This window comes from Desulfopila sp. IMCC35008 (assembly GCF_010646885.2).
Lineage (GTDB): Bacteria > Desulfobacterota > Desulfobulbia > Desulfobulbales > Desulfocapsaceae > Desulfopila.
On sequence record NZ_CP050700.1, the window covers coordinates 61,172 to 74,236 of the forward strand.

Annotated in this window: 10 protein-coding genes; 3 read left to right on the forward strand and 7 right to left on the reverse strand. The window is 47.8% G+C overall.

What is annotated here, in order from left to right; translation table 11 throughout:
• Window positions 1-2: 2 nt before the first annotated feature.
• Window positions 3-1,301, reverse strand: coding sequence for an adenosylhomocysteinase (ahcY, locus tag GA520_RS00290; RefSeq protein ID WP_163337034.1), 1,299 nt, complete (start codon window positions 1,299-1,301; stop codon window positions 3-5).
• Between the two features lie 12 nt (window positions 1,302-1,313).
• A complete protein-coding gene (gene metK / locus GA520_RS00295; RefSeq protein WP_163337035.1) occupies window positions 1,314-2,477 on the reverse strand; it encodes a methionine adenosyltransferase in 1,164 nt (387 codons plus the stop codon).
• Between the two features lie 231 nt (window positions 2,478-2,708).
• Between metK and GA520_RS00300 the strand changes: the two genes are divergently transcribed.
• The gene (locus GA520_RS00300; protein WP_163337036.1) at window positions 2,709-3,680 is read left to right on the forward strand and encodes an SIS domain-containing protein; all 972 of its coding nucleotides are present in this window, start codon (window positions 2,709-2,711) and stop codon (window positions 3,678-3,680) included.
• Window positions 3,681-3,736: 56 nt separating this feature from the next.
• On the opposite strand, the gene GA520_RS00305 is transcribed toward GA520_RS00300, so the two are convergent.
• Window positions 3,737-6,259, reverse strand: a complete 2,523-nt coding sequence (locus tag GA520_RS00305; protein WP_163337037.1) for a hypothetical protein — start codon at window positions 6,257-6,259, stop codon at window positions 3,737-3,739.
• Between the two features lie 255 nt (window positions 6,260-6,514).
• On the opposite strand from GA520_RS00305, the gene GA520_RS00310 reads away from it, so the two are divergent.
• Window positions 6,515-7,567, forward strand: a complete 1,053-nt coding sequence (locus tag GA520_RS00310) for a DUF4388 domain-containing protein (RefSeq protein WP_163337038.1) — start codon at window positions 6,515-6,517, stop codon at window positions 7,565-7,567.
• 17 nt (window positions 7,568-7,584) lie between these two features.
• Here GA520_RS00310 and GA520_RS00315 read toward each other — a convergent pair whose 3' ends face one another.
• The 4 genes from GA520_RS00315 to larB all read right to left on the reverse strand — a co-directional run bounded on the left by GA520_RS00315 (window position 7,585) and on the right by larB (window position 12,483).
• Entirely contained in the window at window positions 7,585-8,217 is a 633-nt protein-coding gene (locus GA520_RS00315; protein WP_163337039.1) for an HAD family hydrolase, read from the reverse strand.
• A complete protein-coding gene (locus GA520_RS00320) occupies window positions 8,214-8,969 on the reverse strand; it encodes a YkgJ family cysteine cluster protein (RefSeq protein ID WP_163337040.1) in 756 nt (251 codons plus the stop codon). The genes GA520_RS00315 and GA520_RS00320 overlap by 4 nt, the downstream gene beginning before the upstream one ends.
• A gap of 18 nt (window positions 8,970-8,987) precedes the next feature.
• On the reverse strand, window positions 8,988-11,555 hold the full coding sequence (gene secD / locus GA520_RS00325) for a protein translocase subunit SecD (RefSeq protein ID WP_163337041.1): 2,568 nt from the start codon (window positions 11,553-11,555) through the stop codon (window positions 8,988-8,990).
• Between the two features lie 172 nt (window positions 11,556-11,727).
• Entirely contained in the window at window positions 11,728-12,483 is a 756-nt protein-coding gene (gene larB, locus GA520_RS00330; RefSeq protein WP_163337042.1) for a nickel pincer cofactor biosynthesis protein LarB, read from the reverse strand.
• Between the two features lie 122 nt (window positions 12,484-12,605).
• On the opposite strand from larB, the gene GA520_RS00335 reads away from it, so the two are divergent.
• Window positions 12,606-13,052: an NIL domain-containing protein gene (locus tag GA520_RS00335; RefSeq protein WP_163337043.1), complete on the forward strand. Its 447-nt coding sequence runs from the start codon at window positions 12,606-12,608 to the stop codon at window positions 13,050-13,052.
• Window positions 13,053-13,065 lie beyond the last annotated feature (13 nt).

A 13,065-nucleotide genomic window follows, 5' to 3' on the forward strand; every position in this document is an offset into this window, starting at 1 on the left:
AGTTAATACCGATAATATTCAGGTTTAAAAGGACCTTCAACATCAACACCAATGTAGTCAGCCTGCTCCTGGGTGAGCTCCGTCAGTTGTGCACCAATCTTTTTTAAATGAAGCTTGGCTACCATCTCATCAAGTTTCTTGGGCAGGAAGTAGACTTTATTGTCATACTTTTCTGCATTGTTCCATAGCTCGATCTGTGCCAGAACCTGATTAGTGAAGGAATTGCTCATCACAAAACTGGGGTGACCGGTTGCACATCCAAGGTTGACCAGCCTGCCTTCGGCAAGAACGATAATCTTCTTTCCATCCGGGAAAATGACGTGATCAACTTGAGGCTTGATGTTTTCCCATGGTAATTCACGGATACCTGCAATATCAATTTCCGAGTCGAAATGTCCGATATTGCAGACAATGGCCTCATCCGCCATCTCTTCCATATGAGCACGGGTGATTACATTTAGATTGCCGGTACAGGTAACAAATATGTTGCCTATGGATGCTGCTGTATCCATGGTCACAACCTGATATCCTTCCATCGCAGCCTGGAGGGCGCAGATGGGGTCGATCTCGGTGACGTAGACAGTGGCTCCCATGCCGCGAAGGGCCTGGGCGCAACCTTTTCCGACATCACCATATCCGACAACTACGGCGTTTTTACCGGCAATCATCACATCGGTGGCACGTTTGATACCATCGATAAGTGATTCCCTGCAGCCATACAAATTATCAAACTTGGACTTGGTAACGGAGTCGTTTACGTTGATGGCAGGGCAGGCAAGAACCCCTTTTTCTGCCATCTCATTAAGGCGAAGCACGCCTGTGGTGGTCTCTTCGCTGATTCCGCGAATTTTAGAAAGTTCGTTAAGGTATTTATCGTGCATGACAAGCGTTAAGTCGCCGCCATCATCAAGAATCATATTGGGATTCCATCCATCCGGTCCGAATATTGTCTGATCAATACACCACCAGAACTCTTCCTCGGTTTCACCTTTCCAGGCAAAGGTAGGGATGCCGGCTGCGGCAACGGCTGCTGCTGCATGATCCTGGGTTGAAAAAATATTGCAACTCGACCAGCGTAGTTCTGCGCCGAGGTCAACCAGGGTCTCCATCAGGACAGCGGTTTGGATTGTCATGTGCAGACAACCAGCTACACGTGCTCCTTTAAGAGGCTGCTGATCACGATATTCTTCACGTAAAGCCATGAGTCCCGGCATTTCGGTCTCGGCAATTTCAATTTCCTTCCGTCCCCATTCTGCCAGGGATATGTCGGCTACCTTATAATCGATGTTCGTTGTGGACATGCTCTTTTCCAATTAAAGTTTTGCGGCATTTCGAAGTGCTTCTGCCTTGTCAGTTTTTTCCCAGTTAAAGCTGCCGTTTTCCCTGCCAAAATGTCCATATGCAGCGGTTTTGCGATAAATTGGACGGAGAAGGTCGAGATGTTGGATAATTGCTTTAGGGCGAAGATCAAAGTGTTCTATAATCAGGGCTTTGATCTCATCATTGCTCAGTTTTCCGGTGCCAAAAGAGTTGACATTAATAGAAACAGGCTGGGAGATACCGATAGCGTATGCGATTTGCACTTCTATCTCTTCTGCGATTCCTGCGGCAACGATATTTTTGGCTACATACCGGCCCATATACGAAGAGGAGCGATCGACCTTGGATGGATCTTTTCCTGAGAAAGCCCCACCGCCATGCGAACCTTTTCCGCCATAGGTGTCGACTATTATTTTGCGGCCTGTTACACCACAGTCGCCGACAGGGCCACCTATAACAAAACGTCCTGTCGGGTTAATATAATATTTGGTATTGGCATCGACCATGTCGGCAGGAAGGATCGGTTTAATAATCTCCTCCATAACCCCTGCCTTGAGATGGTCGTAGGTCACAGACTCGTCGTGCTGTGTGGAAAGGACGACTGCCTCAATTCGGTGGGGCTTGTTGTCTACGTATTCGATGGTAACCTGGCTTTTTGCATCAGGACGGAGCCAGGGCAGGACTCCATTTTTACGAATGTTGGACTGTTGTTTTGTCAATCTGTGCGCCAGGTAGATCGGCATGGGCATAAGTACTTCTGTTTCGGTGCATGCATAGCCAAACATCAGCCCCTGGTCACCAGCGCCCATATCCAGGTCGATACCGGTGCCTTCATCAACCCCCTGGGCAATGTCAGGGGATTGTTTGTCAATGGAGGTCATAACCGCGCAGGACTGCCAGTCAAATCCCATGTCACTGGAGTTGTATCCGATTTCCTTAATTGTCTGACGTACGACATCGGGCATGTCTACCCAGGCGGAGGTGGTAATTTCACCGGCTATAAGTGCCATTCCGGTGGTGACGAGGGTCTCACATGCAACACGTGCACTGGGGTCCTGATCAAGGATGGCATCAAGGATGGCATCGGATATCTGATCGGCAACCTTATCCGGATGTCCCTCGGACACGGATTCAGAGGTAAAAAGATAGTTACTCATATGTTTCTCCGGTAATTGCAGCGGCGTTCAGTACGAGAGCAGAAAGTGATAAACTGATGTTAGGGATAACCGCTAAATACATTAATAAAAAAATGAGTTCAATGTTGTACGGGGTGTGATTTACGAAAAATCATCTGGCCGTGAGAAAAACATTTTAGTATATAACAGGTTCTGTATGAATGTGTAGCAAAAAGATCGCAAATCCAATGAAAAATAGTTGAGGATATATATATGTCTGTGGAAGCGGCACGTGAGGTGCTCAGGATAGAAGAACAGGGTCTGGCTGCTGTCCGTGAGAGGCTCGGCGAGGAGTTTGTTGAGGCAGTTGACATGATTTTGGCCTGCCATACCCGTGTTGTTATCACTGGGATAGGCAAATCCGGATTGATTGGGCAGAAGATAGCAGCTACCCTGAACAGTACCGGCACCGCTTCCTACTTTCTACACCCGGTAGAGGCGCTGCATGGTGATCTTGGGATGGTCCAGGCTACTGATGTGGTTATTGCTATCTCCTATTCCGGTGAAACACCTGAACTCAATGGTCTGCTTCAGTCCTTGAAAAGCAGGGGGAATAAAATAATCGGCATGACTGGTGGATCGACCTCCGCTCTTGCCTCCGCTTCAGATGTGGTACTTAATATAAGGATTCCTCGCGAAGCTTGCCCCCTTGGACTTGCACCGACAGCCAGCACCACTGCAACGTTGGCGGTTGGTGATGCCCTGTCAGTCGTACTGCTCAACCGAAGGAATTTTCAGGCTGAAGACTTTCGCCTGAATCATCCCGGTGGCAGCCTCGGTCAACGATTAACTGTCAAGGTCGCAGAGGTTATGGTTACCGGTTCAAAAATGCCGGTAATCGGACTTGAGGAGAAGGCAAAGCTAGTAGTTGCAGCCCTCAATGAAAAAAATATGGGGGCGGTTATCGGTGTTGACAATAATGGCATACTCAAGGGAATCGTGACCGACGGTGATATCCGCAGGCTTCTGCTAGAACGCCCCGATTTTGAGAAAATTTGTGCCTTGGAAGTGATGACCGAAAATCCTGTTTGTATCACTCCGGAGGCTGTTGCGGCTGACGCGTTAAGTGTCATGCAGCGGCATGAAATAACGGTCTTGCCGATTGTAGATAAAGAGCATAGGCTTGTCGGTGCGCTTCATCTTCACGATCTTCTTGGTAAAGGCGAATTCCGATTTTTATTGTAAGCCTGTAAATTGAAAGGGCGTTCCGATTACTGATGAAACGCCCTGCCAGGTTACTGTCACTCGGATTGACTGTGGAACTTCCACGTGTCGGTGACAGGATTGTACGCGTAGTACATGATGAGTTTTAGGGGTCTCCCTCTCCCGGATTCGGTGCATTGCATCTTGAATAGGTAGAGACTCCCCACCCTCTTTTCGAACGTGGCGGATGGGGCACTTAGGCTGTCAGAACTTGCGGCCGGGTAGTTTTGAATAAATAGCCTGGCAAAATTATCAATCAGGTATTGCTGTAACTCTCCAATATAGAGTTCATCGCGCAGATTGGCCTGGGTGTCCTGGATTTCCTTGAGGGTTTTTGAAAACTCGGGATCATTGCTAAAGTTTCCATACTTGATATGGTTGACCATGTCCTGCAGGTTCCTGAGAGCAGCTTCCTGGTCTCCAGCTTCCCTATGCTTGTCTGCGGCTTGTCTTTCCCGAAGAAGTGCTGATTGCAGAATGATACGATCAATCTTTTTTTGGCTCTGGTCTATATCCTTAATGTTCAGCAGATCCCCTTTCTGAGAGAGTATATCCTTTGCCTTTCTGTATTCTGTGATGGCAAGATCCCATTTACCAGCTGCAAAGGCACTGTTGCCTTCATTAATGGTGGAGTAAATCTCGGCTTTCGCTATGTTGTGCTGTAATGTATCCAGGGTTCCAGGTTCTGTTTCTGAGAGAGATTGACCGGCTTCAATGGCCTGTTGGAACATGTCAAATGCACCCGTCCAGTCAGATTGCGAGAAGAGAGTATCAGCTTTCGTCTTAAGCTGGGCGAACTGGCTTTTGGCCATCAACGATTGAATTTCCTGACGGGATTTCGGTTGCGCATTCGCTTCAAGTGTTTCAAGTATGGGCTCCAGTTTTGTAAGTATTTCTATAGCGGTTGTCCATTCTTCTTTATCAACTGCTGCACGGGCCCCTTCGAGTTGACTATAGAATTCCGCCTCATTAAGATTTTTCTCTATTTCCAGGAGATCGGTTGTCGGAATATCACGGGTCCTTCGGGCTATGTTAATTGCGTTTTGATAATGAGTGATGGCCTCATTCCAGGTTTTTGCATCAAACGATTCGTTGCCTTTAGTAGTTGCCTCAAAAAATGATTGGTGCGCTTCAAGCAGGGATAGAGGAACATAGCGGCCATTGTGAAGGACATTGCCGAGCAACCCCTGCCTCAGTTCTTCAGAATTAAGTATTTTACGAATCGATGCCTGTAACTCTTGTTTATCCCCTTGATGGACCAGGAAGATATTGGTAGTCGTGTCCAGGGCAGATAGACATGATTTTTCAGAGGCGTGAAAATCCTTGGCGGCAAACTGTGAGGTACATTCAGAGAAAAGCTGCTTGGCTTCAGTAAGCTTGCCGGTGAGTGAGAAATAGTAGTAGGTGAGGGTGACGACAATACACAACACCGCACAGGCTGCGAAAATCGGTACAATATTTACAGATTTCTTGGTTGTATCATCATCGAAAAAATGTGGTTTCCGTTTCTCGCTTTTACCATCTTTTTTTGGTTCATCGACTGGTTCGTCGAATGTCTGTGAATCAGGAAGAGAATCAAAAGCGAAGGATTCCTCGGTGTCCGATATTGCATTCTTCTGATCTATTGATCCGTTGATCTCACCTAACATTACAGCGGACTGTTCGGTCCGCATGATATCATCACGTATGTTAGGGAAATCGGCAACGAGCGCTTCAACTTCCCTGAATGCCTCCAGGGCTTTTTGTGAATTACCGGCATCTTCTAACTCTCCGGCTATAACATATAATTCTCTTGCCTCGTTGAGGGCGGTCGAGGTTTTGGCTTCCAGTTCAGCCTTTTCGGAAAACTTGAAGGAGGGATCAACCGCTGCAAGTTCATCTTCAAGTTGATTATAGTTCCTGAGTTGGCTCAGCCGAATCAAATGGTCACTATCAAAACTCTCTGATGGCGGTACAGGAGGTGGTGGTGATTGATGAAGATCACTTGCAGCGAGGTCCTCCTCGTCAGCAAAATCAATCTCATCTATAAAATCCTGATCTTCCAGTATATCAAGTTCTTCACTTTCCTCGGTTTTTTCAAGTGTCAGTACCTCGCTGACCGGTATGGCAGACTGAGAGGTTGAAGTGAAAGGTATTTCCTGGCTATGTTCGAGAAACCAATTTAGTGCTTCTTCGTTGAAGGCGTTTTCAGTGGTATATAATTCCCCGCTGAGCATACGGCCAATGTGGCGTATTAATTCAGGGAGTGTACGTTCCCTGTTCCAAAAGTTACCGAGGCAGATAGCAGCGCTGTCGAAATCCGGATGAAAAATGGGACTTTTGGGCTTACAGTTGGGTGAGAAGTGGGGAAAGCCAAAAGGGATGGATATTGTTATGACATGAGATGAGTCAATGACAATATCGCCCTGTTCATTTTTAACGGTAGAAGGCAAATTATAGGTTACTTGATATTGGCTGGGCGGATGACCGGCAACCGGGGTAACCGTAATTACAGGGTCTGCTGAGAATTCATTTTGAATTTCAGTAAATATTGCCCCGAATTCCTGTGTCTCTGGACTCATAATATATATCTTGGCTGAATAAAGTTTAGCTTCTATGCCAAGTTACTATATCAATTTCACAGTTGGACTCCAAGTTAAAATTTCAAGTTGCTAATTTTACACCAAGATCATTACTCGTTCCTCCGTTTCACATACTAAGAGATGCTACTGTTTGCTTCTGTTTGTACCTGCCCCAGAGAATCAACAAGAAAAGAGGGGTATATTTTATATTGTTACTGTATATTCAGTATCCTACTTGAGATATGGTGAATTGCGATGGAAACGTTTAATCCTGTTTTTGAGATAATCGAAGCGAAAAACTGCCCTCTCTACGAGAATGGGGACAGGATGTCGCTTACTGCTAAGACCTTCTCCTGCCCTCAAGGCAAGGAGGTCTGTCTTATCCTGGTTCGGGATATGACCCAACTGCTCTTCGTCATGCTCGGAGCCGAGGACGCTCAAAAAAGTGATGTTTCTACCGAGGTATACAGCTGCAGCGGATGCACCGGCCTGATAAAGTTTCGCCAGATCGTGGAGCACGTAGATATCCCGGATGATACTGTCACCCAAATGCGGGCAATTATTCAGGACGCTAATGGTGATGAGCTTGTAAGTGATTTCCTGCAGTCTATTCCTGATGATAAGATGGCCCCGGTCATGCAATATTTCCAAAAGGTTGCTGTTCCTCATGGCACTTTGCTGGTGAGGCAGGGTGAGCCGAATCATAATCTCTACCTGATAATTGCCGGAGTCTTTGATATTGAGTGTTGTGGCAGGACAATTGCCACGCTGAGGCAGGGAGAGATTTTCGGTGAGATGAGTTATCTCGGCGTTGAACAGGCAGTGGCAGCGGTTCGCTCATGCGAGAATTCACTCGTCCTGGCCATTACCGCCGGAGACTTTGGGAAGATTCTTTCAAGTGCTCCTTCTGTTCAACTCTATATGGCGAAACTGCTCGCTGCTCGACTGCAGCAGGTTAATGCGGCGAGGACGCGCGATTTCGAATCGGCAATGACTGGCAGGCTCAATGAGGTAGTTCCTGCCGAACTTTTCCAGGTTTTCCATATGCACAAGAAAACCGGTGTCCTGGAAATGAATCTTGTCGATGGTGAGGCGCGTGTCTCTTTCCGGGAGGGTTGTCTGATCAATGCTGTATATGGTGAAAAGAAAAATCAGGATGCGATTTTTGCCATGTTGGCAGAAAAAGATGGTTTTTACCGGTTCAACGCCGGACTCTCACCACAGGAGATGAAGGCGGCAGAGATAGGTGATTTCATGGCCCTGCTAATGGAAGGTGTACGGCGGGTAGATGAAGTTTCCGGGAGGTAGATTTCAGGGTCTAGGTATTACTTGATCGGCAGGAGGTTGAGCAGCTCTGTGAAATTTTCAATATAACAGGCACTGTCCAGTGCTTTATTCTTAAATGCAACAAGTCGCATTCCACAGTTTTTTGCGGTTTCCTCATCCACCGTTGAATCCCCAATAAATATCGCTTCGTCGACAGTGTTGTCAAAATGTTCAAGGATTTCCAGAAGCGGGTCGGCAGCCGGTTTAGGTTTTCTTGAGTTGCTTGCGGTCTGCACTTTCCCAAAATAACCGGTAAGGGAGAATTCGTCCAACAGCGCTTCCATGGTGTCCGTTCGATTGGTGGCAATGGCAAGGTTGAATCGTGATTTTGTCGCCTCAAGAAAAGGGATCAAATCCGGTTCGATCTGCATGTACTTGAGAAAAGGGTGGTAACTGACCTGCGATCGATAAGCATGTATTTCTTCCGGCCTGTCGGGATAGTTTCTGAAGATATACTGAATAGAGTCCATAACATTATGTATATGGACATACTCCAGCTCCTCGTCATTCATCGGACCTCTGCCGAAATGTTTCAGCAGGTGGTTGTAATATGCCTGGTTGGCTTTAATAGACTGGAACATAACTCCGTCGCAGTCGAAGATAATTGTTTTGAGTTCGCGAGGCAGAGTCATAGCGTATTAATACCATCGTTTTCTGTGAAAAAGCTGTCCACCAGGAGATCTATGCCAAGGAGCAGGAGCGTGTCGTCATCTTCAGGAATGTTGTCTGGATGAGCAGGGAGGGACGGGTCTTTGTTTTCAAGACACAGCCTGAAGGTATCTATATCGTATAGAGCCAATCGATAGAGCCGGATCTGTTCTCTGGTCGGATGGAACAGTCCCTGACGAATCTGCCTGTGCTGAATCAGGGGCGCGAGTTTGTCGTTGAATTCGTTATAGGTATCCAGTCCCTGAGACTTGGTATAGTCTGCGACATTTTGTGAGGTGGTTTCCTTGAATCCTTGACAGTGTGCTTCCTTAAGCAGCACATGGTATTCGACAATCCTGTCACCGCAGGCACGCATGGCAGCCCTGCCAAGTGGATAGGCCCTGCAGGCTGCAGGCCTGTGGCCATAGACGTTGCACCCGTTCTTATCCACAAAGACGCAACTGGCTCGACCATCATCGACCATTGTAAGATAATACTTTGGAAATACGTCACCTTCGAGCATTTCCTCTATAATATACCGGTTATGGAGTTCTGTTGAAGAAAGACCGGTACCGAGGCGTAGCCGGAGTACATCATAAGGTGTGAGCGGAAGCTCAAGCAACCTGCAGCACTCGGTAAAGCATGGAACCCCGGGATGGCAGGCAAAACAAAATGTTTCGCCCTCAGCAAGGCGTTGAACAGATTCCGGAAGCTGAGGGCGGTCTTTGTGGTTCATTAGATGCTGTTTCCCTGATTACGATTTCTTAGGTTTCCACAAGGTCAGAATGGGACTGGCGATGAAGATAGATGAATATGTACCAACCACTACACCACTCAGCAGGGCGAAAGAGAAATCGTGGATGACAGAACCTCCCTGGAGGAACAGGGCAAGCAGGACCAGGCCCGAGGTGAGTGAGGTGACAACCGTTCGACTCAGGACCTGATTAACACTGAGGTTGATATTTGCAATGAGTGAGTGATCTTCATTCTTGTTCATGTTTTCACGGATACGGTCAAAAACGACGACAGAGTCATTAAGTGAATATCCTGCAAGTGTTAGCAGGGCCGTGACGATGAGCAGTGTGATTTCCACGTTCAGCAGCCAGCAGATGCCGAGCACCACCATCACGTCATGGAACGTTGCGGCAGCGGCTGCAAGGCCAAAGCGGATATCAAAACGCATTGCCAGGTAAAGAATAACACCGGCTAGCGAAATGAAAATAGCTTGAATAGCCTTGTTGCGTAATACAGCGCTGACGGAGGAGCCGATCTCTGACTGACTCTCAAGCACGAACTTCTTGTCCGGAAGTTCAGCTGACAGGATGGACCCGACCTGTTCATCAAGGTTGGCTACCTTTTCTTCATCTTTTTTGACTTTGACGATAAGTCTGTTTTCGTTCTGAACTTCCTGCAGGTTTATACCTTTGATGTTGTTTTTATCAAAAGCGGATCGAACTTCAGCCATACTAAATGTCTGTTCCGCCTTATACTGCAGGAGCGAACCTCCGGAAAAATCAACACCGAGATTAGCTGTACCCCGCGCAATCTGGATAAAAGCAATGAGACCTATAGCAACCATCACTGCCGATATGGCGAAGGTGATATTCTTCAGTCTCATGAAATCCAGGTTCGGTTTCTTCACCAGCTGCATAAAACTGAGGCTCTTCATAGACTTGCCGCTATTGACCAGGTCGAACAACATCCGGGAGAAAAACAGGGCTGTAAAGAGGTTGAAAATGATACCCAGGGACAGGGTGACGGCAAACCCTTTGATCGGGCCGGTACCAAACATAAACAGCGCAGTTGCTGTGATAAGTGTTGTCACCTGGGAGTCGACGATAGTCCAGAATGCTTTACCAAAACCGGAATCGATAGAGGACCGAACCGATTTACCTAAAGCATACTCTTCTCGCATTCTCTCAAATATGAGTACATTGGCATCCACAGCCATACCAATGGAGAGGATAATACCGGCAATACCCGGCAGTGTCAGTGTAGCGTTGAGGATGGCAAGACCGGTAAAGAGGAAAAGTATGTTTAAAACCAGAGCGCTGTTGGCGATAATACCGGACAAGCGGTAATAGATGATCATGAAACCGAGAACCATGATCGCTCCAAATACACCGGATACCAGACCTTTGTGGATAGAGTCTTTCCCGAGGCTGGCACCGACAGTCATATTTTGAATAATATCCACCGGTGCGGGTAAGGCACCTACACGCAGGACAATCGCCAGGTTTTTGGCTTCCTCGTGACTAAACGACCCGGTGATCATTGCAGAGCCGCCAAGAATCCGTTCGTTAATGTTGGGAGCTGAGCGCACTACGCCATCAAGGATGATAGCCAGTCGGCGTCCGACATTTTTTTCAGTAACATGGGCAAAGACATTGCTTCCACGGCTGGTGAGATCAAGGCTTACATAAGGTTCGTTAAATGTTCCGCCGACCCTTACATTGGCATCCTTCACCATATCTCCGGTCATCAGGACCTTGTTTTCGAGGAGTAGGGGGATTTTGCTCTCGATGTTGGTCTGCTTGTCTACCCGTTTCTCAAAATAGACGGTGGTATTGTCGGGTAGCATCGGGGCCAGGGCCTTGTTTAATACAGCCATGGTGCCATTATCCTGCCATTGGCCGGATTCTTTAACTTCGGCAATCATGGCAGGAAGGTTTATGGCCTGGGTATCCGCAACCAACTTGAATTCAAGCTGGGCGGTATTTTCAATAAGATCAAGAGCGCTGTCATGATCTTCAAGACCGGCAAGCTGGACAACAATTTCATCGTCCCCCTGGCGGATAATTATTGGTTCGGCAACACCGAACTGGTCGACCCTGTTTCGTACGATTTCCAGCGACTGGTCAACGGCATTGGATTTGATGAAATTTCTCTTTTCATCGGTGAGGCGTAAGAAAATACGGGGGAAACTCCCTTCCTTGTCATCAACCTCGACAACTATATCCTTAAATTCATTGGCGATAAAGGATTTGACCTGCTCCAGAGCTCCGCGGTTGGGTAGCGTGAATATTACCGTATGTTTATCGGCAGATGGGGTCTGGACGGCAGTTATAGACTGATCTGCCAGAGAATCCTTGATATCATTAGATTCGAGGATCAGGGTGTTCTCCTGGGCCTTTTCCAGATCGACTTTCAGTACGACATGGATGCCACCCTGGAGGTCCAAACCTAGGTTTAACCCTTCGGGGGCCATGTATGTCTTCCACCACTCCGGTGTGGATTTGTAAAAAGACGGAACAATGGTGATAACGGAGATTATTACCAAGGAGACAAGGAGTCCCAGTTTCAGCTTGAGTGATGTAGTCATTGATTGCCTTCGTTTTTCAGTAAATACAAATACAGTTTATCTCTGCAGCTTCATGGAAGCTGGCCGGGTTGTGGAAACTAGATAAGCGCCCTAAAGGGCTGTGTGCCCAGTGGAACCTTGGGATTATAACGGAATCACTGAATCTTGCAAGGTTCTCGGCAGAATAATTCAGTTATCCGGTGCGAATGATGGCGTCCGCCATGCAGGCAGCCCCGAAACCATTGTCAATATTGACCACGGCAACACCGGGAGCACAGCTGTTGAGCATGCCCAGCAGAGCGGCGATACCGTTAAAACTCGCACCATACCCCACAGAAGTGGGAACGGCGACGACAGGGCAACTGACCAGGCCGGCAACAACACTCGGTAGTGCTCCCTCCATGCCGGCAACGACAATGATAACGGTTGCCTCGTGCAGCATCTTCTGTCGGCTGAGCAGTCGGTGTAGTCCGGCAACCCCGACATCGTAAAGTTTTTCTACCCGGTTGCCAAAACAATCCGCGGTCAGAAATGCTTCTTCCGCCACGGGGATATCAGAGGTCCCTGCGCAGATGATGAGTATTGTCCCTCCCTGTTCCTTGTCCCGGGTACTCTTGACATGGTGGTACAATACTCGTGCTTCGGGGTTGTACGTCATTTGCGGGAGATCGCGGGTGATGTCGTCGGCTTTTTGCGAATCAACGCGCGTCACCAGGACCGGGGCGGATTTGTGTAGCATGGCCCGACAGATATCACGTATCTGGGCGCTGCTTTTTGACTCGCCGTAAACCACTTCCGGGATTCCAGTCCGAATGGTGCGATGGTGGTCAATACAGGTATGATCAAGTTGCTCTGAAGGGAAATCCTTGAGGGTCTGAACAGCCTTCTCGACGGTGCATGCTCCCTCCCGTACTTCCGAGAGCAGGCGGTGAAGTGTTTGTTTATCCATGGTCCAAGTGTCTGCTGAATAGTGTTGGTTCTACTTGATAGGTTTGTTCCGGTGGAGTAATGTATACATCTTAAAGAGAAAGATGAAGGTTAAAAATTATACCGACAGAAAAGGATCACAACGTGTACACCCAGATTTACATACTGCGCTTCCCGAAAGATACCAGTGATCAACCGTTTGTTTATAAACTGGTAAAGGAATATGATCTTGAATTTAATATCCTGAAGGCCGATATCCTCTTGCAACGGGAAGGAGTCATGATCCTCGAGTTGACAGGTGGTTCTAAATCGAGCGTGAAGGCGGGCCTGGATTTTCTGCGTGGACTCGGAGTGAAGATTGAGAGACTGGCTGCCCGAATTCGCAGGGACGACGAGCAGTGTTATCAATGCGGGGCATGTACCGGTGTCTGTCCGGTGGGTGCTCTCTTTATAAAAAGGCCGGAAATGAGGGTTGAGTTTGATGCCGAGAAGTGTACCGGTTGCAGTCTATGTGTACCGATCTGTCCGGTTCGTGCAATGGAGGTTTCCCTGGATAGGGATTCAGTTCTGCCGGAGGAAACAGAAGTGTAGGGACATGTGGTTT

Coding starts and splice junctions, on each gene's coding strand:
- larB (WP_163337042.1), bottom strand. CDS start 12,483: ATGGATAAACAAACACTTCACCGCCTGCTCTCGGAAGTACGGGAGGGA.
- secD (WP_163337041.1), bottom strand. CDS start 11,555: ATGACTACATCACTCAAGCTGAAACTGGGACTCCTTGTCTCCTTGGTA.
- GA520_RS00300 (WP_163337036.1), top strand. CDS start 2,709: ATGTCTGTGGAAGCGGCACGTGAGGTGCTCAGGATAGAAGAACAGGGT.
- ahcY (WP_163337034.1), bottom strand. CDS start 1,301: ATGTCCACAACGAACATCGATTATAAGGTAGCCGACATATCCCTGGCA.
- GA520_RS00305 (WP_163337037.1), bottom strand. CDS start 6,259: ATGAGTCCAGAGACACAGGAATTCGGGGCAATATTTACTGAAATTCAA.
- GA520_RS00310 (WP_163337038.1), top strand. CDS start 6,515: ATGGAAACGTTTAATCCTGTTTTTGAGATAATCGAAGCGAAAAACTGC.
- GA520_RS00320 (WP_163337040.1), bottom strand. CDS start 8,969: ATGAACCACAAAGACCGCCCTCAGCTTCCGGAATCTGTTCAACGCCTT.
- metK (WP_163337035.1), bottom strand. CDS start 2,477: ATGAGTAACTATCTTTTTACCTCTGAATCCGTGTCCGAGGGACATCCG.
- GA520_RS00315 (WP_163337039.1), bottom strand. CDS start 8,217: ATGACTCTGCCTCGCGAACTCAAAACAATTATCTTCGACTGCGACGGA.